The following is a 26,146-nucleotide window of genomic DNA, read 5'->3' as shown; positions in this document are numbered from 1 at the left end:
GCCCGAAACTAGGCCACCCGCGGGGGAGTCCGCTTCTCCGGACGGCGCCGCGCCAGGATCGAGGTGCCGTAGACGACGAGCGCCAGCCCGAGCAGCAGCAGCCACCACAGACCGGGGCGGACGGTGTCGTCGAGCAGGGTGATGCCGACCAGACCGGGCACGACGACCTGGGTGACCATGTAGAGCGCGGTCACCGTGGAGACGTCGCCGAGCTGCAGCGCGCGGGCGTAGTTGTACAGGCCGGCCAGTGCCATGCCGACCAGGATGTAGACCAGCGGCTCGCGCAGCAGACCGGCCAGGTCGACGCCCTCGGACACGTGCATCGCGCGGATGCAGACCGAGCCGCCGCCCAGCCCGAGCCCGGCGAGCACCGCCGACGGCCACGGCTTGGTCGAGTTCGTGATCGCCAGCGTCACCCCCATGATCACGACGAGCGCCGCGATCAGGACGGCGACGGTCGTGCCGTGTCCGGTCAGGGCCTGCTTGCGCTCGGTCCCCGCGCTGCCGGCGACGAAGGCGAGCCCGAGCATGCTGGCGCCGATGGCGAGCCGGTGCACCGGCCGCAACCACTCGCCGCGGAAGTAGCGGGCGTACAGGGCGGTCATCGCGATGGCCCCGGCGAGCGTGGCCTGCACCGCGAAGATGGGGATGAACTGCAGCGCGACGACCATGCAGAGCCAGGTGACGATGTCCATCGCGATCCCGCCGAGGAACCGGGGGCGGGCCAGGACGGCGCTGGTGCGCCCGCCCTGGTTGGCCGCGTCGGCCTGGAGGATGGCGGCGACGGTGCTGCAGAGCATCGCGAACACCGCGAAGAGCATGCCGATCAGCACGGGCGGGCCCGGGTCAGGGCACGGGCGGCACGCGTAATGATCGGCACCGGCCGATTGTGACGTACTGCTACCGGGTGCCGGCCGGGCGGGCGTCCGACGGGGCGGGCCGCTGCTCGGGCAGCGCCGCGGGCATCTCGAAGAAGCCGCTCATCAGCCCGCTGCCGGGCTGCTCGTCACGTGTACCGGCGGCGGCCTGCCAGGGGGACGTGCCGCCCTGGGTCGCCCGGCGCTGCGCCAGCAGGGCCCGCGGGCGCTCGGTGAGGACCAGGATGCCGACCGTCAGGGCCACCCCCACCAGCAGCGGCCCTCCGACCACCAGGATGGGCCAGCCCACCACGACATACGCGAGCACCAACGCACCCGCCGCCATGCCGATGACCGCCCCCGCCAACCGCGTCACCACGCGCCCCTCTCACACCGTGCCCCAACCGTGACGACCAGTGTTTTACCACGTCGGAGGGGGTGGACACGGCCGACGCGACGCGGTGGCGGTCACACCTTCGAGCACGGCCCCGTCGCATGGTCCGTGGGGCCGAGCCGGCGTGGGGGCTCCCGTGTCCACGCCGGCCCGGCGGTCCGAATCATCCCGCCCCGGGGTCCGGGCGGGACGGGGTGGGGGTCACTCGGCGCTGTCGTCGCAGCGCAGAGGGTGATCGGCGGTGGATTCCCTGTCCGACAGGATGATCACGCAGCCGCACCCGCGGCCGGGGTGGTCGACGTCGGCGCGGGGGCCGTGGTCGTCGGGCCCGGGACCGGGGTGGTCGGGTCGGTGGCGGGCGGGGTGGTGACCGGCGGGGTGGTCGGGTCGGGCGTGCCCTCCGTCGGGGTGCTCGGGCCCTGGCTCGTCGCCGGCGGCGTCGTGACCGGCGGGGTCGACACCACGGGAGCGGGGGGTGCGGCCGGGGCCGGAGCCACCGGAGCCGGGGCGGCGGCCGCGACCGGAGCGGCGGCACCGGCGGCGGGGCGGGCCGCCGTACCCCCGGTGGTCGCACCACCCGGGGCACCGGCGCCACCGGTGGCGGCATGTCTCCCGCCCGCGGGGGCACCCGCGGCCGGACCGGCGGCGACGCCGGCGGCCGGGGCGGCCCCCGGGGCGACCGGGGCCGGCGCGACGGCCGGTGAGCTCAGCACGGGGGCCGCGCTCAGCTCACCGATCCCGGGGCTCGTCGTGGGCCAGAACAGCAGCGCACCCGCGATGGCGGCGGCACCGGCGAGACCACCGGCACCGACCACCAGGCGCTGCCGGGTGACCGTGGCGCGACGGGCGGTGGCCGGGGCGTCCCGGGTGACCAGGGTGTCCGGGGCGGGCCGCTCCGGGCGGACGGCGGACGGCGCGGGCGACTGTCCGGCCCCCAGGACCGAGGTCCGTGCGGGGGCGGGGGGCTGCGCCGTACGGGGGCGGGGAACCGCGGTCAGCGGGCCGGTCGGCGGCTCCGGGTCGAGCAGCGCGACGGCCGTGGCGGCCGCGGCGGGCTGCTCGGTCCGCGCGGTCCGCTCCCGCTCGCCGCGGGTCGGCCACGCCGGCGCGATGCGGTCGGTCGTGCCGGTGCGGTCGGTGCGCTCGGTGGCCTCCGTCCCCGGCCGGTCCCACGGGCTGCGCCCGGCCGGGTCGACGGGCTCGCGGGGCGCGGGGACACCGGTCAGCGGTGCCATCCGCACACCGGGCCAGGAGGTCCCGGCCCCCGGTGCGACGGCCAGTGCGGCACCGCGGGCGGCGTCGGCCACCGGGTCCGCGACGACGGCGACCGGGCGGCCCAGTGCCGCCGAGACCGCCTGCACCACGACCGGCATCCGCGCGGCACCGCCGGCGAGCAGCACCTCGGCGTCGGGGGCGGCGGCGGCGACGTCCTGCACCAGGTCGGCGACCGGCTCGAGCAGCGGGCGGGTGAGCTCGTCGAGGTCGGAGCGGTGGATCCGCACCGCGGTCCGCAGGCCGGGCATCTCCACCCGGACGGTCGCGACGGTGTCCCGGGACAGCAGCTGCTTGGCGGCGCGGCACTCGTCGCGCAGGGCGGTCAGGGCGGCGACGGTCCGCGGGTCGTCGGGGTCGAGCGCGTCGAACGCGGCGGCCGTGGCCGGGGAGGAGGACCGGACGAAGGCGAACACCGCGTCGTCGACGTCGGCGCCACCGGTCCGGCAGCCCAGCGTGCGGCCGACGGCGTCGGGCAGCACTCCGGGTGCGGCCGCGGCCAGCACGGTCGCGGTGGTCCCGTTGCCCCCCAGGTCGACGACGGCGAGCGGCCCCCCGGCCGGCACGACGGCGCGGTGGGCGAGCGCGACGGCCTGCGGCGCGGTCACCAGGGAGACGGTCAGCCCGCGGCGGCGCAGTGCGGCGGCCAGCAGGTCGCGCTTGTGGCGGCCCCAGCCCACCGGGCAGGTGACCCCGATCCGCGACGGCGGGCCGCCGTGCCGGGTGGACACCTCGTCGACCAGGACACGCACCAGCCGGGCGCACAGGTCCTCGGCCGCGTAGGCGTAGCCGCCCAGCGACAGCGGGGTCGGGTCCCCGACCCGGTCGAGGAAGCCGCGTGCGACGCGGTCCGGCTCGGCCGGGGCCCGGCGACGGGCGGGCTCACCGCACAGCAGGTCACCCCCGGGCGTCGCGACGAGCACCGCCGGGAGCACGTCGCTCCCGTCGCGGCCCCCCAGCCGCACGGGCTCCGCGGCACCGCCCGTGCGGAGCACGGCAGCGGTCACCGAGGTGGCCCCCAGATCGATCCCGAGCAGGTACGACATCACTGCTCCCCCCTCGTCGAACCGGCACGCCGGCGTAGTCCTCTCCGTGACCCATCGACGGGGGCCGCCCCGGTGTTAGCCCGTGCGGCGCAGCAGTTCGAGGTTGGGGACCGATCCCCTAACGGCCCCCCCACGGACCCGGAGCGATCCCCGATGGCCGGACCGGCCGGCGCCCCTAGCTTTCGTCGTCAACACCGGTCGTCGCCGACGGACCGGTCACACCCCGAGCGACACCGGAGGCCGTCATGGCTGCACACGACATCTCGCTGATCGACTTCATCAAGCTCCTGCTCGGCAACGGCTCCGAGAGCATCCAGGTCCGCGACTGGTTCAACGACAACCCGAACGCGGTCCTGCAGCACTACGGCCTCTCCGAGCTGTCCCCGGAGGACGTCCGCGACGCGCTGGTCATCGCGCAGGACAACGACACCGTCTCCTTCGACCGCCACTACGACACCGGCTTCAACTGGGGCGGCGACAAGGGCGGCTGGAGCGAGGGCAAGGGCCACGGCGACCACGGCGACCACGGCCACAAGGCCGCCGCGTCGCACGAGAACGTGCACGTCAAGGACGTCTGGCACACCGAGAACATCGACGACCGCGACACCATCGTCGACAACTCCGTGAACCAGCACATCGACACCCACGGCGGCGACTTCGACCAGGACATCGACATCCGGTCGACCTCCGCCTCCGGTGACGGCGCCGTGGCCGTCGGCGGCGACAACAACGCCCCGGTCACCACCGGCAACGGCAACGTCGTCGGCGACGGCAACCAGGTCGTGTCCGGCAACGGCAACACCACCGCCTTCGGCCAGGGCTCGGCCTACAACACCGGCGACATCTCCGCCGACAAGGGTGGCGCGGTCTCGCTGGGCGGCAACGCGACCGGTTCGCACGACGCCGACGGGTCGTTCAACAAGACCTGGAACGAGTCGCACCAGAGCACCGACATCAGCGACTCGTACAACACCGACAGCAGCACCGAGACCCACACGTCGGTGGACAACAACAGCCACACCCACACCGACATCGGCTCGCACAACGACCTCGACCTGCACATCGGCTGACGGTCCGCCCGGCCCGGTGACCGGGCCGGGCCCCCGGCCCGGTCACCACCCCCCGCACCACTCGAACCTCCGCCGCGCGCCCGAGCCCGGCGGCACCCCATGAGGAGAACGTCATGTCCGTCGAGAAGTCGCTGATCCAGTTCATCCTGGACCTGCTCAAGGACCCGAAGGCCCTGGCCGAGTTCAAGGAGGACCCGCACGGCATGCTCGCCCAGTGCGGCCTGTCCGAGGTCTCCGCCGACGACGTCCGCGACGCCCTGGTCCTGGCCCAGGACAACGACGACGTGTCCTTCGACCGTGACTACAACACCGGCGGCGGCCACGGTGGCGGCCACCACCACACCCCGCCGCCGCCGCCCGTGCACCACGGCGAGGACCCGGTCAAGTACATCGACAAGTACGTGACCAACAACCACTACACCTACAACGTCGACGACCGCGACACCATCATCGACAACTCGGTGAACCAGAACGTCGACACCGGCGGCGGCGACTTCAACCAGTCGATCGACACCAAGACCACCGTCGCGTCCGGCGACGGCGCGGTGGCCGTCGGCGGCGACAACAACGCCCCGGTCACCACCGGCGACCACAACGTGGTCGGCGACGGCAACCAGGTCGTGTCCGGCGACGACAACACCACCTCGTTCGGCTCCGGCTCGGCCTACAAGACCGGCGACATCTCCGCCGACCACGGTGGCGCCGCGTCCCTGGGCGGCAACGCCACCGGCTCGAACGACGCGACCGACTCGTTCAACAAGACCCACAACGAGTCGCACTCCTCGGTCGACATCGACGACTCGTACAACGCCGACTCGAGCCAGCACACCGAGACCCACGTCGACGACCACAGCACCACCCACACCGACGTGCTGTCGCACAACGACGTCTCCGCCGACGTCAACCTGCCGATCGGCCTCTGATCCGGTAGCGCTGCTCCGGGCGGATCAGTAGGGTTCGTCCGCCCGGACCGGCCGGCCCCGGTCACCCACCCGTGGGTGACCGGGGCCGTCGTCGTTCGTGTATCCATGACGGGAACGTGACGGGCGGTGTGGGGCACCGCCCGCGAAGTGACGGGGGGAGCGGCCGTGGCAGTGCCGGAGGCGGTCGCACTCGTCGACCTGGCCCTCAAGGCGGTCACTGCCTACGACCGCCCCGACCTGGCACCTCGGCTGCGGCAGACGAAGGCGCGGCTGACCGACCCGGTCGTGCGGGTGCTGGTCGTCGGCGAGTTCAAGCAGGGCAAGAGCCAGCTGGTGAACGCGCTGGTCAACGCCACCGTGTGTCCCGTCGACGACGACATCGCCACCGCCGTGCCGACGCTCGTGCGCTTCGGCGAGGAGACCTCGGTGACCCTCGTGCGCGAGGCCGCGGGCCCGGACGGCGCGGCGACCGAGCAGGCCGAGCGGACCGTCGTCGGGCTCGACCAGCTCGCCGAGCACGTCTCCGAGGCCGGCAACCCCGGTAACCGGGCCCGCCTCACCCGCGCCGAGGTCACGCTGCCCCGCAAGCTGCTGCAGAGCGGGCTGGCACTGGTCGACACCCCCGGCGTCGGCGGGCTCGGGTCCGCGCACGGCGCCGCGACGATGTCGGCGCTGCCGACCGCGGACGCGGTCCTGCTGGTCTCCGACGCCAGCCAGGAGTACACCGCCCCCGAGCTGGAGTTCCTGCAGGCCGCGCGCAAGCTGTGCCCGAACGTCGCCTGCATCGTCACCAAGACCGACCTGTACCCGCACTGGCGCCGGATCGTCGACCTCGACCAGGGCCACCTGCGCACCGCCCGGGTCGACGCCGAGCTGCTGCCGGTCTCCTCCGCGCTGCGGCTGCACGCGGCCCGCACCCAGGACCTCGACCTCATCGCCGAGTCCGGCTTCCAGGCGCTCACCAGCTTCCTGCTGCGCAAGGTCGTCGGCGCCGCCGACGACCTGGACCGCCGTTCCACCAGCCAGGACGTCCTCGTCACCTGCCAGGCCCTCGAGGCCACGATGCGGGCCGAGCTGATGTCGCAGAACGACCCGGAGAAGGCCGGTCAGCTCGCCCGCGAGCTGGAGGCCGCACGGTCGCGCGTCGATGGCCTACGCCAGCGGTCCGCCCGCTGGCAGACCACGCTCACCGACGGCGTCGCCGACCTGATCGCCGACATCGAGTACGACCTGCGCGACCGGCTGCGCGCGGTCTCCCGCGACGCCGAGCAGCTGCTCGAGGACGCCGACCCGGCCGACATCTGGGAACAGTTCGCCGAGTGGTTCCACAAGCAGGTGGCCCACGCCGTCGCCCAGAACTTCGTGTGGACGACCGAGCGGGCCCGCTGGCTGGCCGAGCAGGTCGCCGAGCACTTCGCCGAGGCCGTCGACGTGACCCTGCCCGAGCTGCGGGTCGCGGGCGGCTCGGTGGCCGGCCTGGTCGACCCGCTGGAGATGCCCGCGGACGAGAAGTTCGGCATCGGGCAGAAGCTGTTCGTCGGCGCCCGCGGCGGCTACGGCGGCATGCTGATGTTCGGTCTCGCCTCCACCTTCGCCGGGATCGCCCTGCTGAACCCGCTGTCGGTCGGCGCCGGGCTGCTGTTCGGCGCCAAGACCGTGCGCGACGAGAAGAAGCGCATGAAGCAGCGACGCCAGGCCGAGTCGAAGAACGCCGTGCGCCGGCACATCGACGAGGTGACCTTCCAGGTCGGCAAGGACTCGCGGGACAACCTGCGCCGGATCCAGCGCGATCTGCGCGACCACTTCACCACCGTCGCCGACGAGCTGTCCGAGGCACTGAAGGAGTCCGTCGCGGCCGCGCAGACCGCCCTCAAGGACGACGCCGAGCGCCAGCAGCGCGTCGCGGACCTGGAGGCCGAGCTGGAGCGGGTCACCGGCCTCGCCGAGCGGGCCAGGGCGCTGGCCGCCGCCGTGGGCGCCGGGAGCCCCGCGTGAGCGCGCTGACCGAGCAGACCCGGGCGCTGCTGCGCCGCACGCTGGACGCCTACGGCGACTCCCCGCAGGCCGCGGGCTGGCTGCGCCACCACCTCGACCGGTTCGACGAGCCGCTGCGCGTCGCGATCGCCGGCAAGGTCAAGGCCGGCAAGTCCACGCTGCTCAACGCCCTGGTCGGCGAGCGGATCGCCCCCACCGACGCGGGCGAGTGCACCCGCATCGTCACCTGGTACGCCGACGCGCCCGCCCCGGGCGTGCGGATGCACCTGCGCTCCGGTGCGGACCGCCCCCTCACCCTGGCCCGGCGCGACGGCGCGCTGCAGATCGACCTGCAGGGCGCCCGGGTGGAGGACGTCGACCGGCTGCACGTCGACTGGCCGTCGCAGCACCTGCGGCGCACCAATCTCATCGACACCCCCGGCATCGGGTCGCTGACCGCCGATGCGGCCGGCCGGGCCGGGGAGTTCCTGACGCCGGAGGACACGCCGTCGCCCGCCGACGCCGTCGTCTACCTGATGCGTCACCTGCACGCCGGTGACGTGCGGTTCCTGGAGGCCTTCCACGACCGCGGCGTCGCCCGCGCGACCCCGGTGAACACCATCGCGGTGCTGTCACGCGCCGACGAGATCGGCGTCGGCCGGCTCGACGCGCTGATCTCCGCGCGCCGGATCGCACGGCGCTACCGCGGCGACGACAAGCTGCGGGGGCTGTGCCAGACCGTCGTCGCCGTCGCCGGACTGCTCGCCGAGACCGCCCGCACCATGCGGCAGGACGAGTACGTCGCGCTCACCGAGCTGGCCGCGCTCCCGCGGGGCGACGTCGAGGCGCTGCTGCTCTCGGCCGACCGCTTCGGGCGCACCGACCTCGACCGGCCCGACGCCGCCACCCGGATCGCGCTGCTGGAGCGGTTCGGCCTGTTCGGTGTCCGGCTCGGGACGACACTGATCCGCCAGGGCGTGAAGGACCCGACCGCGCTGGCCGACGACCTGGTGCGCCGCTCCGGTCTCGACGAGCTGCGTTCGGTGCTCGACACCCAGTTCTCCGAGCGCCGCGACCTGCTCAAGGCCCGCTCCGCGCTGCTCGCGGTCGACCTCGTACTGACCCGCGAGCCCCGCCCGGCGACGGCCGCCCTGCGTGCCGAGGTGGAGCGGATCCTGGCCGGGGCGCACGAGTTCGTCGAGCTGCGGGCGCTGGCCGACCTGCGCGCCGGCAAGATCGTGTTCCCGCCCGAGGCGCTCGCCGACGCCGAACGGCTGCTCGGCGGCGAGGGCGGCTCGGCTGCGGCCCGGCTCGGGCTCGACGGTGCCGCGGGTCCGCGCGAGGTCCACGACGCCGCCTCCGAGGCGCTGCGCCGCTGGAGGCGGCGGGCGGAGAGCCCGCTGACGGGGCGGGCGTCGGCGGAGGCCGCGCGGATCGTGGTGCGGTCCTGCGAGGGGCTGCTCGCCGAGGCGTCCCGCCCGCACGCGCACCACTGAGGGATCAGGGCCGAGGGATCAGGGCGTCGCGTCGAGGGCGTGCAGCGCCGCGACCAGCGGGGCCAGCTCGGGGCGCGTCGCCGCGTCGGCCAGCGCCTGCTCCAACGCCCGGTCGTGGCCCGGACGGGCGCTCTCCAGGAGCCGGCGTCCCTGCTCGGTGAGCTCGGTGTAGATCCCGCGGCGGTCGGTGGGGCACAGGTACCGCTGCAGCAGCCCCCGGTCCTCCAGCCTGCCGACCAGCCGGGTCGTCGCCGACTGGCTGAGCACGACCACCGACGAGAGCTGGGCCATCCGCAGGTGGAAGCCGTCCTGGCGGGCCAGCGCGTCGAGCACGGTGTACTCCACCACCGACAGCCCGTAGGAGCGCTGCAACGCCCGCTCCAGGTCGTCCTCCAGCCGGGCGTGCAGGGCGGCCAGGGTGCGCCACCCCCGCGCCCGCGTCTCGACCGCGTCGTCGTCGAGCGACATGGTGTGCCTCCCCTTCGGCCCGGGTCACGGTGCTACGTTGTCGGCGTCAGCAATAACCAGCGTGTGCAACTATCGGCGTGCGCCGACTGTTGCACGTGCCGACACCACGATACGAGACGGCCACCCCGACTCCTGGAAAGAGACAGCCATGCACCTCGACCTCACCGGCCGGACCGCCCTCGTCACCGGCTCCACCCAGGGCATCGGACTCGCCATCGCCGTCGACCTCGCCCGCGCGGGCGCCCGGGTCGCGGTCAACGGCCGGACCCCGGAACGGGTCGACGCGGCCGTCGCCCGGGTGCGCGACGAGTCCGGCGGAGAGGTCGTCGGCGTGGCGGCCGACGTCACCACCGACGACGGCACCGCGACCCTGGCGGCGGAGCTGCCCGGGGTCGACGTCCTGGTCAACAACCTGGGCGTCTTCGGTGCCCAGGAGGCCCTCACCATCACCGACGACGACTGGCGCCGCTACTTCGAGGTCAACGTCCTGACCGCGGCCCGCCTCATCCGGACCTACCTGCCCGGCATGCGCGACCGCGGCTGGGGCCGCATCCAGAACATCGCCAGCGACTCCGCGGTCGTCATCCCGGCCGAGATGATCCACTACGGCGTGTCCAAGACGGCGCTGCTCGCGCTGTCCCGCGGGTTCGCCAAGGAGGCGGCCGGCAGCGGGGTCACCGTCAACTCGGTGATCGCCGGGCCGACGCACACCGCCGGCGTCGAGGACTTCGTGTACCAGCTTGTGGACCCGGCCCTGCCCTGGGACGAGGCGCAGCGCGAGTTCATGCGCGCCCACCGGCCCCAGTCGCTGATCCAGCGGCTGATCGAGCCCGAGGAGATCGCCCACATGGTGACCTACCTGGCGTCGCCGCTGGCCTCGGCCACGACCGGGGCCGCGGTCCGCGTGGACGGCGGCTACGTCGACTCGATCCTGCCCTGACCGGGCGGGTCAGCCGCGGTCGCCCAGGATCCGGCGGAGCTCGTCGAGCAGCTCGCTGCGGCCGCCCACGCCGAGACGCTGACGCATCCGGGCCACGTGGTGCTCGACGGTCTTCGCCGAGATGAACAGCGCCTTACCGATCTCGCGCTGGGTGCGCCCCTGCACGACGAGCTCGGCGACCTCCAGCTCGCGCTCGGACAGCAGACCCGACCCGGACGGTTCCGGGGCGGCCTCGACGGGCGCCGGGGCCGCGACGGCGGGCTCCTCCGCGACCGGGCCGGGCTCCTCCGCGGGGGGCGGGACGGTCCCCTGGCGCAGGTCCGTCCCCGCCGCCTGCAGCGCCCGCGCGCAGGCCAGCAGGGCCGACACCGCGCGCCGGTCCCCGGTCCGCAGTGCCGCCTGCCCGGCGAGGCGGCCGCCGTCGAAGGACAGGCCGACGGCGTGCAGCCCGCGGGCGGCGGCCTCGACCTCGGCCGCGTCGACCCGGTCCTCCAGCACGCCCACCCAGTGCGGGGCCGCCGTCGCCATGGCGTGGGCGAAGCGGCTGCCGCAGGCGGCGCTCTGCAGCTCGTCGGAGCGGGCGCAGGCGGCCTCGACGTCGTCGGTGAGCACCGCGGCCTGCAGCCGCGCCCAGTGCAGCGGGGCGACCCACAGCGCGGGGCGGCCGAGCCGGTCGAGCAGCGCGTCGGCCTCGGCGAGGTGCGGGGCCACCCAGCTCTCCTCCCGCAGCCGCGACGCCGCGGTCACCAGCTCCCCGAGCGGCTGCAGCACGTAGAGGTCGACCGGGTGGCGGACGATCGCCTGCCGGGCCCGGGTCCAGGACCGCATCAGCGCACCGAGGTCGGACTGGCGGCGGGCGATCGCGACCTGCAGCGCGGCGGCGAGGAACTCGTCACGCGGTTCGAGGGGGTCGTCGCCCGCGTCGACGGCGGCGAGCCGCTCCGACGCCGGGCCGGTCGCGCCGCGCAGCAGCGCGATCCAGCCGAGCAGCAGCCGGTGCCGGGCCCGGGCGGGCGCCCCGCCGAGCCCGGTCCGCAGGGCCCGGTCCAGCACGGACGCGGCGACGTCGAACTCCCCGGTGTGCACGGCCACCAGCGCGGCCAGCGCGGCCGGGGTGTCGGGCAGCAGCGCGGCGCCGTGCGCGGTCTCCAGCAGACCGGCGGCGCGGGCCAGGCCGGACAGCGCGGCGGTCGGGGAGCCCTCGACCGAGTCGAGCATGCCGCGGGCGGTGAGGTCGTCGGCGCCGTCGACGAGGGTGGGCGCGCGGCCGGCGACGAACCCGGAGCCGTCGACCCCGACGACGGCGCGGGCCTCCTCCAGCGCCCCGGTCCCGATCAGCACGGGCACGGCCGCCGCGGGCGGGCGCTCCCCGGACACCGCCGCGGTCCACCGGTACAGCTCCGCGCTGCGTGCCAGCAGCCCCCGCCGGGCGAGGACGGCGGCCGCGACCGACCCGGCGCGGACGGCGTCGGTGGCCTCGACGGCGTCGGTCGCGGACAGCACCGAGTCCGCGTGCCCGAGCGCGCCGTCGAGGTCCCCGGCGACCAGGTGGGCCTGCGCGCGGTGCGCGGCGACGGTCAGCGGGGGCGCCCCCGCGGCGACGGCCTCGGCGTAGAACCGGACCGCGTCCGGGCTCTCCGCGCGGGCCGCCTCGGCCGCGGCGGCCCGGAACACCGCGGCGGCACGCTCCCCGGTGGCCCCGGACCCGCGCAGGGTGCGGGCGACGGCGAGCACGCTCCCGCCACGGTCGAGCTCGATCTCGGCGAGGTGGCGGCGCAGCTCGGCCCGCCGGGCCGGCGCGACCCGGGTGCGGATCGCCTCGGCGACCAGCGGCACGACCCGCCCGTCGGGGGTGCAGAGCCCGGCGGCGACGGCCCGGCCGGACAGCTCGTCGAGCTCGGCGATCTCGGCGCCGACGCCGATGCCGGCCGCGTCGGAGATCCCGAGCAGCGGGACGAGCACCTCGCCGTCGACGGGGGCGCCGAGCGCGAGCACGGTGACCAGCTCGACCACCCGCGGGTCCTCGGCGTCGACGGCGTAGCCGATCTGCTCGGCGAGCTGCGGCGGCACCGGACCGCCGACCCGTCCGTGGGCGAGCAGCCGGTCGACCAGCACCGGGGCCCCGGCGGTGCGCTCGGCGACGACCCGGACGGCCTCGTCGGAGATCCGGACCCCGGCGAGGCGGGCGGCCCGGGCGGCGATCCCGGCGGCGTCGAGCGCGCCCAGGACCAGCGGCGGCGCGGCGGCGGCCAGCGTCGCGCCGAGCCGGGCCAGCGCGCGGCTGCGCGGCCACGGACGGAACGCGACGACCAGCCGGGCGCCCGGACGGCCCGCGCGCCCGCGCAGGTCGGCGAGCTCGTCGTCGCCGAGCTCGTGGGCGTCGTCGACGACCGTGACGTCCTGCCCGGCGCCGGCCTCGGTCCACACCCGGACCAGCTCGCGCAGCACGGTCGACTTGCCCGCACCGGCGGGACCGGTGACGGCCACCAGGCGCGGTGCGTCCGGGTCCTCGGCGACGGCCCGGACCAGCGCGACCGCGGCGGGGGCCCCGGCGAGCGGGCCGGTCGACGCGGCGGGCGTGGGGGACGTCGTCGGTGCCGCCATCCTCGTCCGCCCCTCCCGTCGCCCGATCGGGTCGCCCGATCGGGGACGGCCGAGGCTATCGGGTGCGGTGTCCGGTTCCCGCGCCGGACCCGGCAGGATCACCGGAGTGCGTGACCACGTGTGGGCGATCGTGCTGGCGGGCGGCCGGGGTCTCCGTTACGGCCGGCTGAAGCAGCTCGACGAGCTGGCCGGGTCCCGGCTGGTCGACCACACCGTCGCCGCCGCCCGGCGCACCTGCGACCGGGTCGCGCTGGTGCTGCCGCCCGGGGTGGACTGGGACGGCGAGCCGGTCGACGCGCTCGCCGTCGGCGGGGACCACCAGTCGGAGTCCCTGCGGGCCGGGCTGGCCGTCGTGCCCGCCGAGGCGGGGGTCCTGGTTCTCGCCGACCCGGCGCACCCGCTCGCCGCCGACCGGATCTTCACCGAGGTGGTCGAGGCCGTGCGGGCGGGCGCCGACGGGGCGGTGCCGGTGGTCCCGCTGCTGGAGGTGGTGCAGCGGGTGCGCGACGGCGTCGTCGTCGACACCCTCCCCAAGCAGGACGCGGTCCTCACGCAGTCGCCGCAGGCGTTCCGCGCGGACGTCCTGCGTGCCGCGCACGCCGACGCGCCCCGGCCGGTGGAGAACTCCGGGATGCTCGCCGCGCTCGGCCACCGCGTGGTGACGGTGCCGGGGGACCCGGCGAACCTGCACGTCGCGACCCCGGAGGACCTGGCCGTCGTCCGGCGCCTGGTCAGATGAGCGTGCCGACGTCCTGGGCGACCAGGTCGTCGGTGGCCCGTTCGACGACGGCGGCGATCGTCATCGACGGGTTGCAGGCGGCCGTCGTGCCGGGCATCAGCGACCCGTCGAGCACGTAGAGCCCGCGCTGGCCCTGCACCCGGCCCGCGACGTCGCAGACCGTGCCGATGCAGGCCCCGCCCAGCGGGTGCCAGGTCGTCGGCACCGCGTAGGTGGTGTCGAGGAAGGTGCCGCGCACCCCGGTGATGCGCCCCATCCGCTCGTGGATGCGCGCGGTGAGCGCCGCGTCGCCGTCGAGCGGCCACTGCACGACGCCCTCCTGGCGCACCGGGTCCCAGGTGACGCGGCCGCGGCCGGCGCTGACGCCGTAGCCGACGATCATCGTCGTGGTGCGGCCGAGCCCGAGCGGCAGCGGCGGCAGCGACGCCTGGATGACCGTGTTGGCCGACGCCGGGTCCGCCCAGTCCTTCGTCCCGAACACCACCGGCCCGCCCTGCACCGCGCCGAAGTCCTCGACCAGGGAGTTCCAGGTGCAGATCCGGTCGCCGTTGGTGCCCCAGTTCTCGCCGAGCGCGTCGGGCAGGTCCGGGACCGTGTCGTGCGCGCGGGCCCGCAGCAGCAGCCGGTTGGTGTTCTGGGTGCCCGCCGCGAGCACCAGCGCCGGGGTGGTGATGATCTTCTTCTCGAGCACGGTGCCGGTCTCGTCGATCCGGTCGACGTGCGCCTCCCAGCGCCCGTCGGCCGCGCGGACGACGTCGGTGACCTGGTGCAACGGGGCGACCGTGACCCGCCCGGTCGCCTCGGCGGCGGCGAGGTAGGTGACGTCGACGGTGTGCTTGCCGCCGTTGTTCACGCCGAACGCGGCGTCGCCGTTGGTGTAGGCGGGCCTCATCTCGCCGCGCAGCTCGGCCAGCGCGTAGTCCCAGTCGATCGGCATCGGGATCTTCTCGACCTCGTAGCCGGCGGCCTCCGCCCGGTCGCGGAAGACCCGCGGGGCGCGGTACGTCGGCGAGTCGATCAGCTCGTCCGGGGCGGTGGCCAGGCGGAGCATCCGGGCGACCCGCGGGTAGTGCTCGCGGGCGAGCACGTCGTAGTCCAGCTCGCGGGGCATCGTCGCGGCGAACACCTCGGCCGAGGGCTGGAGCGTCATCCCCTGGTAGAGCAGCGAGCCCCCGCCGACGCCGGCCGCGCAGAACGCGTCCATCCCGTTGCCGCCGACACGCTCCAGCAGCCCGGTGTACCGGCCGGGGGACAGCGGCACGGCGCCCGGGGTGCTCGCGGTGGGGCGCCCCAGCAGCACCGACAGCGGGTTCGGCGGTCCGTCCAGGGGGTCGGCGACCGTGTCGAGCCAGAACAGCCTGCGGTCGGGGTTCGTCGTCACCCGGGGGAAGGTCTCGGCGTCCGGCCCGGTGACCCACCGCCGTCCGCGTTCGAGGACGAGCACGTCCACACCGGCCTCGGCCAGGCGCAGCGCCGTGACGCCGCCGCCGAACCCGGAGCCGACGACGACCACCCGTCGCTCCTCCCGGGTCACGCGCATCCGGGACGGCGCGGCGGCGACCGCGGTGCCCGCTCCGAGCACCCCCAGCCCGGCGACACCGGCAGCACCCAGCAGGACCGACCTGCGGCTGATCGAGCGCATCGGGGAGCTCCTCTCGGAAAGACACCCGACTGGACACCTGTCCACCCGTAGTGGATCACGGTAACGGCACCGCCCGGCGACCCGGGGCCGGGGCGGTCGACGGCTAGGCTGGGTCCGGTGGACGGAGCATTCTCCCGGCGGAGCGAGGTCGCGCCGGCGACCCGGGACCGGCTGCTCACGGCCGGGGCCGAGGAGCTCGCCGACAGCGGCGCCGCGACGTTGACCGTGCGCCGGGTCGCGCGCCGGGCGGGGCTGTCCCCGGCCACCGCGTACAAGGTGTTCGCCTCGAAGGAGCACCTGCTCGCCGCGGTGTTCCTCGCCCACCTGCGCAGCGCACCGGGCGCCGAGCCCGCCGCGGACCTGCCGGTCGAGGAGCGCCTCGCCGGCTACGTCGACGGCCTGGTGACCGCCCTCGACGGCGGCGGCGACCTCGACACCGCACTGCGGTCGGTGTTCCTCGGCCACGACCCGGACGCGCGCCGGATCCGGGACTCCGTCGTCGCCGACTTCCAGGAGCGGTTCGACCGGGTCTGCGGCGACGACCTCACCGGCGACGCGCGCCGCACCGCCCGGCTGCTGCTCGCGGGCGCGCTGGTGCTGACCGGGACCGGCATCGACGACGCCGCCGCGACCCGCGCGGAGCTCGTCCGGGCCGTCCGCGCACTGCGGCCGGCCCCGGCCGGTCAGACCGCGAGCAGCTCCGTCGACCCGAGTCCCAGCTCGTCGAGCGTGGCGCGGACCTCGCCGGTGTAGACCGGGTTCATCAGCAGCACCGACCGCGGGGGCGAGTCCAGCAGGTCCTTCGGGGCGCGGATCGGCAGCCCGAGCCCGCCCATGAAACGCCCCTGCAGGCCGGGGTTGATGTCGACGACCGCGCCGACCGCGCCGGTCCCCTCCGCACCGCCCTCGACGACGTTGAGGAAGGTCAGCCCCTTCGCCCCGCCGCCCCAGACGACCACCTCGTCGCCGGTCGCGGCCCGGCCGCCGAGCCATTCCCGCCAGCGTCCGACCTGGTCCGACACCCGGGTCGCGAAGTCCCGGCAGGCGCTGCGCAGCGCCTCGCGCAGGTGCGGCTCCAGCTCGGGCGCACCCGGCGTCCCGTCCGGACCCGCCTCGGCGACGACGTACTGGTCGGCGTAGGTCAGCCGCACCTGCGGGTCGGAGAAGCCGACCCCGGTCAGGAACGTCCGCATGGTCGCCGGGGTGAAGTAGGAGCAGTGCTCGTACTGCAGGTCCCAGAAGGCGCCCTCGTCGAGGATCCGGCCCAGGTCGGGCACCTCGGCGAGCAGCGCCCGGCCGCCGCCGCGACGCAGCCCGGCGTACAGCTCCGCGCCGAAGACGGCGAGGTCGGGGATGTGCTCCAGGGTGTGCCGGCAGACCAGGGCCGCGGTGTCCGGCTCGACCTGGTCGCGGACGAACTCCGCGGGTACGGCGGTGAGCCGGTCCGCCAGCTCCGGGCGGACCCGCTGCGGCACGAAGTGCGGGTCGATCCCGGTCACCCGGCCGACGCCGGCGCCGAGCAGCTCGGCGGCGAAGTCACCGGACCCGCACCCCACCTCGACGACGTGCCGCCCGGCCAGCCCGAACCGCGCCACCCAGTCCGCGGTGATCTCCGCGGCGTAGGCGGCGAAGCGGGGGGAGTGGTGCTGGGACTCCTCGTGGTCGCCGGTGTAGTCGAGCAGCCCCGGGTCGAAGTCGCGGTTGAACACCAGCCCGCAGCGCTCGCACAGCACGAGAACCTGGTCCCCGGTGGCCACGGAACGCGCCGAGACCGGGTCGGGCAGCACCGCGGTGCCGTGCACCGGCAGCCCGGTCGCGGAGAAGAACGGGTCGCTCGCGGGCGCGTCGCACGCGGGGCAGCGGTTCAGCACCGGGCGAGACTAGCGGCAGGCCGTCACCCGTCCGTGCCGGCGCTCCGCCCACGCGGGACCCGCAGGTACGCCGAGCAGGCCGGGTGGAACGACGTGAGCACCGCGGCCACGGTCAGCACCCCGGCGGTGATGCCGAGACCCACCACGACCAACGGCGTCACCGTGCCCGGCACCCCGCCCGGCTCGCCGGGCGGCAGCAGCGCGACGAGCGCCCCCACCGCCCCGGCGACGGCGAGCGCGGGCCGGGCCGCGGGGTGCCCGCGCAGCAGGGCGCGGGTCAGGGTCGTGACCAGGCCGAGCAGGACGAGCACGAGCGCGCCGACGGCGTACACCCCGCCGGGGCCGGGTCCGACCGTCGCGGCCGCGAGCACGGCCGCCACCTGCACGGCGACGGCGGCCACCCAGCACCGGGCGGCGCGACGCAGCGGCGGGGGCGGGTCGTCCATGACGGCGTCACCGTACCGGCGCGACCCGCCGACGGGGACCCCTCAGCGGTTCAGCACGCCCTGCGGGTCCTGCGCGTCCGGGACGGCGCTGCCGGAGGTCCCGAGCAGCTTCTGCCACTGCGGGTGGTCGACGACGTCGGGCACGCTCTCCACCCGTCGTGCCGCCGCGAGCACCTCGACGGCACGGGCGGCGTCGTCCTCGGTCCCCGCGCGCACCGTGCGGGCCAGCTCCGGCCAGGTCTCCCCGCCGAGCAGGCCGTTGACGTCGTCGGCGCGGTGCGCGCGCTGGAACTCGCTCACCGCGGCCGCGGTGCGGTCGTCGAACCGGCCGTCGGGCTTCCCGGTCAGCGACCCGGCGTCGCGCAGCAGGTACTGGGCCGCCTCGACCATCGGGCCGCGGTCGCCGGTGCGCAGCAGCGGCCAGCTCGCCTTGGTCGACTCGGTGCGCGAGAGCCGCCTGCCCAGCAGCCCCGCCACCTCGCGGCGCAGCCGGGGCAGCGCGGCGTAGAGACGGTCACCCGGGCAGAGGGTGTTGCGGTAGTCGCGGTGGCCGTAGAGCTCGGTGGGGGCGATGCCGTAGCGCAGGCAGATGTAGGCGCAGGTGACGCGCAGCGAGTTCCACAGCGCCGGGGTCGGGTCGACCCCCGTGTAGGTGCCCTCGTTCTCGATGCCGATCGCGATGACGTTCTGGCCGGGCGAGTGCGCCCCCTCGACGACGCGGCGGCCCCCGTTGAGCTCGCCGAGGCTCCAGAGCCTGCCCTCCATGACGTGCCCGCCGCGCGAGATCGTGAAGTGCTGCCCCGAGTCGAGCCAGCCGTTGCGGTCCATGTGGTAGTTCTGGATCGCCCTGGCCATCCGGTGCGCGGCGCCGACGCTGTAGTCGTTCGTGTTCGCCCCGGCCGTGTGGTGCACCAGGATCCGGATCGGGCGCCGGTCCCAGATCCTCGGCGGGAACTTCGGCTTGCGCGCGCCCCACTCGAAGCAGCGCGCGATGTAGGGGACCGGCACGCCCTCGGCCAGCGGACCGGCACCGGCCGGGCCGGGCATGCCGTCCGGCCCCGGGACGGCCGACGGGCCGGGCACCGGACCCGTGGCGGGCGGAGCGGGGTCGGCGGTCGGCGGCGGTCCGGCGAACGCCCGGCCGGGCAGGACCAGGCCCGCGCCGGCGACCGCACCCCCGACCAGCAGCCCGCGGCGGCTCCAGCTCTGTCCCGGCTCGCCCATCGCTGCTGCCCCCTTCGGCGGCACCGCCGGCACCGCCTCCGTCGCACACGCCACATCCGTCCCGTGCGACTCCGCATTCTCTCGGTTCACGGGAAAAGGACGGCGCGGGCGCGCCGGTCGAGCGCGTCACACGGGTGGGCGGTCCCTGACGACGCAGCTGCACCTTGCTCTTGTTACCGGTCGGTAATACTCTGGAGTCAGTTACCGGCCGGTAAGTCGATCGGCCCTGGCACGAACGGCGGTGAAGGACGGATGGGCCACTACAAGAGCAACGTGCGCGACCTCGAGTTCAACCTCTTCGAGGTGTTCGAGGTACAGGACCACCTCGGAACGGGACCCTTCGAGGACGTCGACGTCGACACCGCCAAGGGCGTGCTGTCGGAGCTGTCGACCGTCTGCACCGGCCCGCTCGCCGAGCACTACGCCACGATCGACCGCAACCCGCCGGTCTTCCACCCCGAGGACCACACGGTCACCACCCCGCAGGAGCTCAAGGACGCCTACAAGGTCCTCTGGGACGGCGAGTGGTGGCGCCTCGGCCTGCCGAACGAGCTGGGCGGCATGGGCATCCCGCCGTCCGTGCAGTGGGCCGCCGCCGAGCTGATGTGCGGCTCCAACCCGGCCATCTTCATGTACATGGCCGGCCCGAACTTCGCCTCGATCCTCTACAAGAACGGCAACGAGGAGCAGAAGCGCTGGGCCCAGCTGATGATCGACCGCGGCTGGGGCGCCACCATGGTGCTGACCGAGCCGGACGCGGGCTCCGACGTCGGCGCCGGCCGCACCAAGGCGATCCAGCAGGACGACGGCACCTGGCACATCGAAGGCGTGAAGCGCTTCATCACCTCGGCCGAGCAGGACTTCACCGAGAACATCATGCACCTGGTGCTGGCCCGCCCCGAGGGCGGAAAGCCGGGCACCAAGGGCCTGTCGCTGTTCCTGGTGCCGAAGTTCCACTTCGACAGCGGGACCGGCGAGCCGGGCGAGCGCAACGGCGCCTTCGTGACCAACGTCGAGCACAAGATGGGCCTCAAGGCCTCCACGACCTGCGAGCTGACCTTCGGGGCGCACGGCACCCCGGCCGTCGGCTGGCTGCTCGGCGACGTGCACGACGGCATCGCCCAGATGTTCCAGGTCATCGAGTACGCCCGGATGATGGTCGGCACCAAGGCCATCGGCACCCTGTCGACCGGCTACCTGAACGCGCTCGAGTTCGCCAAGGAGCGCGTCCAGGGCGCGGACCTGACGAAGATGACCGACAAGACCGCGCCGCGGGTCACGATCACCCACCACCCGGACGTCCGCCGCAGCCTGATGCTGCAGAAGGCGTACGCCGAGGGCATGCGCGCCGTCTACATCTACACCGCGACCTTCCAGGACAGGGTGCGCCTCGGCGACGAGGGCAGCGGGATCAGCACCGAGCTCGCGGAGAAGGTCAACGACCTGCTCCTGCCGATCGTCAAGGGCGTCGGCTCCGAGCGCGCCACCGAGCAGCTCGTGCAGTCGCTGCAGACCCTGGGCGGGTCGGGCTTCCTGCAGGACTACCCGATCGAGCAGTACATCCGGGACGCCAAGATCGACTCCCTCTACGAGGGCACCACCGCGATCCAGTCCCAGGACTTCCTGTTCCGCAAGATCGTCCGGGACAACGGCCAGGCGCTCGCGCACGTCGCGGGCGAGGTCCAGGCGTTCATCGACTCCGACGCGGGCAACGGCCGGCTCAAGGAGGAGCGCGAGCTCCTGCGCACCGCGCTGACCGACGTGCAGGGGATGCTCGGCACGCTGACCGGCTACCTCTACGGCTCCACCAAGGACGTCACCGAGCTGTACAAGGTCGGCCAGCACACCGTGCGGCTGCTGATGGCGGTCGGCGACCTGCTCGTCGGCTGGCTGCTGCTGCGCCAGGCCACCGTCGCGCTCGCCGCGCTGGGCACCGACGGCGTCTCCGCGAAGGACCGGGCCTTCTACGAGGGCAAGGTCGGCGTCGCGACCTTCTTCGCGAAGTCCGTGCTGCCCCGCCTGACCTCGGACAAGGCGATCATCGCGAACGCCGACAACGAGCTCATGGAGCTCGACGAGGCCTCGTTCTGATCCGGCCCCGATGACGAAGGGCCCCGGGCGCGGACTCCCCGCCCGGGGCCCTTCCTCGTCGCGCCCCTACTGCGCGATGTAGCTCTCCAGCTGCTCGCGCTCCTGCTCCAGCATGTCCATCCGGGCCTTGACCAGGTCGCCGATGGACACGATCCCGGCCAGCGCCCCGTCGACGATCACCGGCAGGTGCCGCACCCGGCGGTCGGTCATGACCCGGGCGAGGTCGCCGACGCCGTCGTCGGGCGAGCAGGTGACCACCTCGGTGGTCATCACCTCGGCCACCCGCGCGTCGAGCAGCGCGGCACCGTGGCTGTGCAGCCGGCGCACCACGTCCCGCTCGGAGACGATGCCGACCAGCCTGTCCCCGTCGACGACGGGCAGTGCGCCGAGGTTCCGCTCGGCGATCGCGCGCAGCACCTCGCCCATCGAGTCCTCCGGCGCCACGGTGCTGACCGCGCTGCCCTTGTTCCTCAGAACGTCCGCGATGCGCATGGGGTACCCCGATCCCTCGCTGTCCGACGACTGGAGGGATCAGGGTACGAATGTGACCTGGCTCTCGTCATCCCCCGACGGGGACGATCACCGGATCAGCCGCCGCACTGCACGATCGGCTGAGGGTTGTACTTGACCGTCCGCGTCTTGCTGGTCGTCTCCCCGGTCTGCACGTTGCGCATGGTCCGGGTGTCGGTCGCGGTGAAGCCGGGCGAGCCCTTGCTGGCGCTGCACGGCTGGCCGGCCGGGATGTTGACGACCTGCGGCTGGGTCGGGTTCGTCCGCGGCCCGGTCGCCGAGGTGACCTCGTACATCTTCTGCCCGATGAACGAGACGGTGACGTTGCTGGGCGTCCACGCCGTGCGGATCAGCACCGGGGTCGGGCCGTCGTTGCGGAACTTGACGTCGATGAGGTCGTTGAAGACCGTCGCCTCGCGGGCCACCGGGTAGCGGCTGATGTAGTAGCTGTGCTCCTTGTGCTCGACGTCGGTCATACCGGCGAAGTACGACGCGTTGTACAGCGTCGTCGCGAGCTGGGAGACACCACCACCGACGCCGCGCGCCGGGTGGCCGTCCTCGATGATGCCGGCCTCGACGTAGCCGTTCGCGGCGTTGCGGGGGTTGCTGACGCCGTTGAGGCTGAACGTCTCGCCGGGCTGCACGATCTGGCCGTTGATGGCCTCGGCGGCGCGCTTGATGTTCTGCCCCGAGTCGGCGGCGAACCCGCCGGTGGTGAACGTCGAGATCTCGGTGGCGTTGCCCAGCGACTCCAGGTCGGCCGTGGTGATCTCGGCCGGCTTGTTCGCGTAGACCGCCGCGACGGTGCGCTCGCCCTGGCCGGTGAGGATCGGCAGCACGTTCGCGAAGGTGGCGTCGTAGTCGATGCCGCGCCCGTCCTGCGACGGGACGACCCGCGGCGGGGTCGCGGCGAAGTCGAGCTGGGCGTCGACGCCGGGCTTCTCGGTGCTCGCCAGCTGCGGCTGCGCGACGTCCTCGAGGGTCTTGTTCGCGATCACCGGCTTCAGCTTCACGGGCCCCTCCGGGTCCGCGGTGAAGCTGAGCGCGGTCGTGATGTCCTCCGGGGTGATGGTCGCGTTCGCGCCCTCACCGGTGATCGTCAGCGGGCCGGCGACGGCGGGCTTGGCCACCTCGTCGATGGCCTTCTGCACGTCGGCCGGGGTCGTGACGGCCTGCTCGACGATCAGCGGGAGCTGCACCGGCTCGCCGGAGGCCCACTGCTCCTCGACGACGCCGACGGCCGCGTCGACGTCGAGCTGCTGGCCGGGCTCCGGCGCGACCGGGGTCGGGGTGACACCCTGCCACTGGACCGAGCCCTCCTTGGGCTCCTTCATGACCAGCGGGGCCATCTGCTCCAGCGCGGTGCGCACGGCGCGGTCGTCGGCGGAGTTGACCACCCCGACCTCGCGGGTGGTGAAGAACGAGGAGATCCGGGTGATCGGGTTCAGCGGCTGCTCGCCCGCCTCGTCGAGGGTGCGCGCGTAGTCGACCTGCAGGCCCGCGGCCTTCGGGTCGATCTCGGAGCGGACCTCACCGGCCTGGACCGGCACCGGCGCGGAGGAGCGGGGCTCGATCGCGGCCTGCAGCGTCTCGGTGGCCTGGGCGCGCGACATGCCGCCGATCTGCTGACCGGCGACGACGACGCCGCGCGGCACGCTGCCGGAGCTCAGCGCGAGGTCGCCCACATAGCCGAGGACGAGCACGCCGAGCGCGGCGGCCGCGACGATCAGGCCGACCGGGCGCTTGCGCTGCGGGCCGTCACCGCCCTCGCCGTCGCCGTGCCCGTCGCCACCACCGGGGCCGCCGGGACCTCCCGGCCCACCCGGACCGGTCCCGCCCGCGGGGCCGGTCGCACCGGCACCGAGGACCGCGGTGCCCGCGCCCGGGCCGCCGGTGTGGATACGGGCGGTCTGCTCGGCGGCGCCGCCCGCGGGCGGCGTCGCGGCCGCGGCCGGGGTGACCCGGGGCAGGACCTGGGTGCGCTGCTCGCTGAGCGGGGCGACGCGGACGGTGTCCTGGTCCTGCCCCTCGGGGGTGGCGGGGACCGGGCGGGTCGCGTCCGGCGCACCGGCCGGCCGGGGGCCGGGCTGCGGCGCGGCGGGGCCCGCGGGGGCCGGGGCGCCGCCTGACGGCTGCGGGGCGGCCGTGCCGGACTCCGGGCGCTGCGGCGCGGGGGGCTGCTGGTGCGGGGCGGGCGACGGCGCGGCCGGGCCGTCCGCGGTGGTCGCCTGCCCGACGACGGTGCGGGCCGCGGGGGACTCCGGCGGCGCCTGCTCGGCGGCCTCGGCCGGGTCGGCGGGACCGGACACGTCGGCGGCCGGGACCTCGGTGGCACCCTGCGGCGCGGGGGTCCCCTGCGGCGCGGCGGGGGCGACGGGACCGGGCGAGGGACGGCGGGCGGGCATCACGGGGCGACCGGCACCGGCGGCGTCGCCGGTCTGCGGGTCTCCCGGCTCCGGCGCGGACGTCACCGGCTGCTCGTCCGCGTCGTCGGACGAGGGAGGGCGCTCGGGCATGACGTGGGACTTCCTTTCCGCACTGCCATCGACTCTGTCATCGCGACCGGCGTCGTCGACTGCGTCGACACCGCTGTCGAACCGGGTGGGCCGCGGGTCCGTGCGGACCGGCGCGACCCGGGGGGTCAGAGGTAGAGACCGGTCCCGTGCTGGGTGGCCTCGGAGGCCACCGCGTGCAGGTCCCGCTCACGCATGACCAGGTGCCCGACGCCGGCGATCTCGACCTCGTACTGGTCCTCCGGGGCGAGCAGGACGCGGTCGCCGGCCTTCACCGTGCGCACGTGCTGTCCCACCCCGACCACCTCTCCCCAGACCAGACGCTTGGCGACCTGTGCGGTTGCCGGGATCACGATTCCGGCCGAGCTCCGTCGCTCGCCGGAACCCTCGACCCTCTTGATCATGACCCGGTCATGGAGCATCTGGATCTCGAGTTTGGGCTCGGCCACCGGGCCGATGCTACGGGTGACCCCTGACGCCCCCGGCGGCGCCCGGCACAGGCGACAGCATGCCCCGAACGTGGAACGCCCCGCGGCGCTACCGAGTCGGGGGTCGGGTGGCGCCGCGGGGCTCAGCAGGGGTTTCGCACCGATACGACGACCTGTTACACCGCAAACAGTTTTCACTCGTCCGGAGCAGCGGAACTCAGGTGTTGGCGAGCAGGTACCGCCCGAAGTGCGGCACGGTGAAGGCGATCTGGCCGCGCTGGGCGGAGAACACCAGGCCCTTCTTGAGCAGGCTGTCGCGCGCCGGGGACAGCGACGACGCGCGCCGGTCCAGGTGCTTGGCCACCAGCGACGTCTCGACGGGGTGGTCCTCCCCGTCGGTCAGCTCGGCCATCGCCCGCAGGTACTCGCGCTCCGCGGGCGTCGCCCGCTCGAAGCGCGAGCCGAAGAAGCCGACCGCGAGCTCGGCCTCGGCCTCGGGGGCGGCCATCTCGACGTCCTTCACGCCGATCGGGCTGGTCGGTGCGGCGTCCCAGGCGGCCTTGCCGTAGGCCTGCACGAAGTAGGGGTAGCCGCCCGAGCGGACGTAGAGGTCGTCGAGGGCCTCCTGGTCGAAGGTCGCCTCCTCGCGCTCGGCCGGCGCGATCAGCGCGAAGTCGGCGTCCTTGCGGTCCAGCCGGTCGATCCGGGAGTACTTGAACAGCCGCTCGGAGTAGGACTTCGACGCCGACAGCACCGCGGGCAGGTGCGGCAGCCCGGCCCCGACGACGACGAGCGGCACCCGGGCCTGGGACAGCTCGTGGCAGGCGGCGCAGAGCGCGGAGACGTCCTCGGGCCGCAGGTCCTGCATCTCGTCGATCAGCAGCGCGATGCCGGAGCCGACGTCCTGGGCCAGCTCCGCGACCTCGGTGAACAGCTCGACGAGGTCGATCTCGATGTCGCCGGAGTCCGCGCGCCCGTTCTTCACCGGGACGTCGATGCCGGGCTGCCAGCGCTCCCGCAGCTTCGTGCCCTCGGGCGACGACCGCAGCGCGAACGCCTTGAGCACGCCCAGCACCTCGTCGATGCGCTCGGGGGCCCGGTGCCGGACGGCGAGGTCGCGGATCGCGCGGTGCAGCGCAGCGGACAGCGGACGGCGCAGGTCGGCGTCCGGGCGGGCCTCGATCTTCCCGGCGCCCCAGCCGGCGTGCATCGCCATCGAGCGCAGCTCGCCGAGCAGCACCGTCTTGCCGACGCCGCGCAGCCCGGTGAGCACCAGGCTCCGCTCCGGGCGACCGCGGGCGACCCGCTCCAGGACGATCTCGAAGGCGTCCACCTCGCGGTCCCGGCCGGCCAGCTCCGGCGGGCGCTGCCCGGCGCCGGGGGCGAACGGGTTGCGCACCGGGTCCATGCGAGGACGGTATCCGCCGCTCTTCGGAATTCCGTAGACGACGTCGGCGTGTCGCGGCCCCGCCACCCGTGCGGCCCAGCGGCGACGTCGGTCACCCAGCGTGATCGCGAGGCCCGTCCGGGCCGGCTCCGGCGTCGCCCGTGCGATCCGCCGCGAACGCACCGTGCGAGCGGGGCGGGTGAACGCCTGCGTTGTCGTCACGATCCGGTGGCCCGCGCCCGGCGACCTTC

21 protein-coding genes are annotated in these 26,146 nt (G+C 74.7%); 8 read left to right on the top strand and 13 right to left on the bottom strand.

The window, feature by feature from the left end; translation table 11 throughout:
- Window positions 1-8 precede the first annotated feature (8 nt).
- From ND486_RS07540 to ND486_RS07530, 3 genes are all read right to left on the bottom strand, one after another.
- A complete protein-coding gene (locus tag ND486_RS07540; protein ID WP_208826828.1) occupies window positions 9-821 on the bottom strand; it encodes a DMT family transporter in 813 nt (270 codons plus the stop codon).
- Window positions 822-900: 79 nt separating this feature from the next.
- Window positions 901-1,233: a hypothetical protein gene (locus tag ND486_RS07535; protein ID WP_167410005.1), complete on the bottom strand. Its 333-nt coding sequence runs from the start codon at window positions 1,231-1,233 to the stop codon at window positions 901-903.
- A 284-nt stretch (window positions 1,234-1,517) separates the two neighbouring features.
- On the bottom strand, window positions 1,518-3,569 hold the full coding sequence (locus ND486_RS07530; RefSeq protein ID WP_251783373.1) for an Hsp70 family protein: 2,052 nt from the start codon (window positions 3,567-3,569) through the stop codon (window positions 1,518-1,520).
- 245 nt (window positions 3,570-3,814) lie between these two features.
- On the opposite strand from ND486_RS07530, the gene ND486_RS07525 reads away from it, so the two are divergent.
- The 4 genes from ND486_RS07525 (at window position 3,815) to ND486_RS07510 (ending at window position 9,032) form a co-directional block, all read left to right on the top strand.
- Complete coding sequence (locus ND486_RS07525) at window positions 3,815-4,639, top strand: hypothetical protein (protein WP_251783372.1); 825 nt, start codon at window positions 3,815-3,817, stop codon at window positions 4,637-4,639.
- Window positions 4,640-4,752: 113 nt separating this feature from the next.
- Window positions 4,753-5,562 carry an IniB N-terminal domain-containing protein gene (locus tag ND486_RS07520; RefSeq protein ID WP_251783371.1) on the top strand — a complete coding sequence of 270 codons (810 nt, stop codon included), beginning with the start codon at window positions 4,753-4,755 and terminating at the stop codon, window positions 5,560-5,562.
- Window positions 5,563-5,727: 165 nt separating this feature from the next.
- Window positions 5,728-7,557, top strand: coding sequence for a dynamin family protein (locus ND486_RS07515; protein ID WP_251783370.1), 1,830 nt, complete (start codon window positions 5,728-5,730; stop codon window positions 7,555-7,557).
- Window positions 7,554-9,032, top strand: a complete 1,479-nt coding sequence (locus tag ND486_RS07510) for a dynamin family protein (RefSeq protein WP_251783369.1) — start codon at window positions 7,554-7,556, stop codon at window positions 9,030-9,032. Before ND486_RS07515 ends, ND486_RS07510 begins: the two co-directional genes overlap by 4 nt.
- Before the next feature lie 18 nt (window positions 9,033-9,050).
- Here the strand turns inward: ND486_RS07510 and ND486_RS07505 are convergent, their stop codons facing one another.
- Entirely contained in the window at window positions 9,051-9,500 is a 450-nt protein-coding gene (locus ND486_RS07505) for a MarR family winged helix-turn-helix transcriptional regulator (protein ID WP_062398878.1), read from the bottom strand.
- Window positions 9,501-9,648: 148 nt separating this feature from the next.
- Between ND486_RS07505 and ND486_RS07500 the strand changes: the two genes are divergently transcribed.
- Window positions 9,649-10,440 (top strand): SDR family NAD(P)-dependent oxidoreductase, encoded by a 792-nt coding sequence (locus ND486_RS07500; RefSeq protein WP_251783368.1) that lies wholly within the window; start codon window positions 9,649-9,651, stop codon window positions 10,438-10,440.
- 9 nt (window positions 10,441-10,449) lie between these two features.
- Here ND486_RS07500 and ND486_RS07495 read toward each other — a convergent pair whose 3' ends face one another.
- On the bottom strand, window positions 10,450-13,044 hold the full coding sequence (locus ND486_RS07495) for a LuxR C-terminal-related transcriptional regulator (RefSeq protein ID WP_251783367.1): 2,595 nt from the start codon (window positions 13,042-13,044) through the stop codon (window positions 10,450-10,452).
- Window positions 13,045-13,150: 106 nt separating this feature from the next.
- Between ND486_RS07495 and ND486_RS07490 the strand changes: the two genes are divergently transcribed.
- Entirely contained in the window at window positions 13,151-13,783 is a 633-nt protein-coding gene (locus ND486_RS07490; protein WP_251783366.1) for a 2-C-methyl-D-erythritol 4-phosphate cytidylyltransferase, read from the top strand.
- Here ND486_RS07490 and ND486_RS07485 read toward each other — a convergent pair.
- Window positions 13,776-15,425 (bottom strand): GMC oxidoreductase, encoded by a 1,650-nt coding sequence (locus tag ND486_RS07485; RefSeq protein WP_251783365.1) that lies wholly within the window; start codon window positions 15,423-15,425, stop codon window positions 13,776-13,778. The two genes, ND486_RS07490 and ND486_RS07485, sit on opposite strands and share 8 nt — an antisense overlap.
- Before the next feature lie 117 nt (window positions 15,426-15,542).
- On the opposite strand from ND486_RS07485, the gene ND486_RS07480 reads away from it, so the two are divergent.
- A complete protein-coding gene (locus tag ND486_RS07480; RefSeq protein ID WP_251783364.1) occupies window positions 15,543-16,178 on the top strand; it encodes a TetR/AcrR family transcriptional regulator in 636 nt (211 codons plus the stop codon).
- Here the strand turns inward: ND486_RS07480 and ND486_RS07475 are convergent.
- The 3 genes from ND486_RS07475 to ND486_RS07465 are packed head-to-tail and all read right to left on the bottom strand — an operon-like array spanning window position 16,109 to window position 18,966.
- The gene (locus ND486_RS07475; RefSeq protein WP_251783363.1) at window positions 16,109-17,296 is read right to left on the bottom strand and encodes a class I SAM-dependent methyltransferase; all 1,188 of its coding nucleotides are present in this window, start codon (window positions 17,294-17,296) and stop codon (window positions 16,109-16,111) included. The genes ND486_RS07480 and ND486_RS07475 overlap by 70 nt on opposite strands.
- A 23-nt stretch (window positions 17,297-17,319) precedes the next feature.
- Window positions 17,320-17,742: a hypothetical protein gene (locus ND486_RS07470; RefSeq protein WP_251783362.1), complete on the bottom strand. Its 423-nt coding sequence runs from the start codon at window positions 17,740-17,742 to the stop codon at window positions 17,320-17,322.
- A gap of 42 nt (window positions 17,743-17,784) precedes the next feature.
- Window positions 17,785-18,966, bottom strand: coding sequence for an N-acetylmuramoyl-L-alanine amidase (locus ND486_RS07465; RefSeq protein ID WP_251783361.1), 1,182 nt, complete (start codon window positions 18,964-18,966; stop codon window positions 17,785-17,787).
- 252 nt (window positions 18,967-19,218) lie between these two features.
- On the opposite strand from ND486_RS07465, the gene ND486_RS07460 reads away from it, so the two are divergent.
- Complete coding sequence (locus ND486_RS07460; protein ID WP_073576088.1) at window positions 19,219-21,057, top strand: acyl-CoA dehydrogenase; 1,839 nt, start codon at window positions 19,219-19,221, stop codon at window positions 21,055-21,057.
- Between the two features lie 66 nt (window positions 21,058-21,123).
- On the opposite strand, the gene ND486_RS07455 is transcribed toward ND486_RS07460, so the two are convergent.
- The 4 genes from ND486_RS07455 to ND486_RS07440 all read right to left on the bottom strand — a co-directional run bounded on the left by ND486_RS07455 (window position 21,124) and on the right by ND486_RS07440 (window position 25,916).
- Window positions 21,124-21,549: a CBS domain-containing protein gene (locus tag ND486_RS07455; protein WP_251783360.1), complete on the bottom strand. Its 426-nt coding sequence runs from the start codon at window positions 21,547-21,549 to the stop codon at window positions 21,124-21,126.
- Between the two features lie 95 nt (window positions 21,550-21,644).
- The gene (locus ND486_RS07450) at window positions 21,645-24,083 is read right to left on the bottom strand and encodes a VanW family protein (RefSeq protein WP_251783359.1); all 2,439 of its coding nucleotides are present in this window, start codon (window positions 24,081-24,083) and stop codon (window positions 21,645-21,647) included.
- Window positions 24,084-24,208: 125 nt separating this feature from the next.
- The gene (locus ND486_RS07445) at window positions 24,209-24,529 is read right to left on the bottom strand and encodes a co-chaperone GroES (RefSeq protein ID WP_043276256.1); all 321 of its coding nucleotides are present in this window, start codon (window positions 24,527-24,529) and stop codon (window positions 24,209-24,211) included.
- Window positions 24,530-24,725: 196 nt separating this feature from the next.
- A complete protein-coding gene (locus tag ND486_RS07440) occupies window positions 24,726-25,916 on the bottom strand; it encodes an ATP-binding protein (protein ID WP_062398897.1) in 1,191 nt (396 codons plus the stop codon).
- Window positions 25,917-26,146 lie beyond the last annotated feature (230 nt).

This window comes from Pseudonocardia sp. DR1-2, assembly GCF_023717215.1.
Taxonomy (GTDB): domain Bacteria; phylum Actinomycetota; class Actinomycetes; order Mycobacteriales; family Pseudonocardiaceae; genus Pseudonocardia; species Pseudonocardia alni.
The sequence above is the reverse complement of the archived record's forward strand: the minus strand, read 5'-3'. Positions and strand labels throughout refer to the sequence as shown.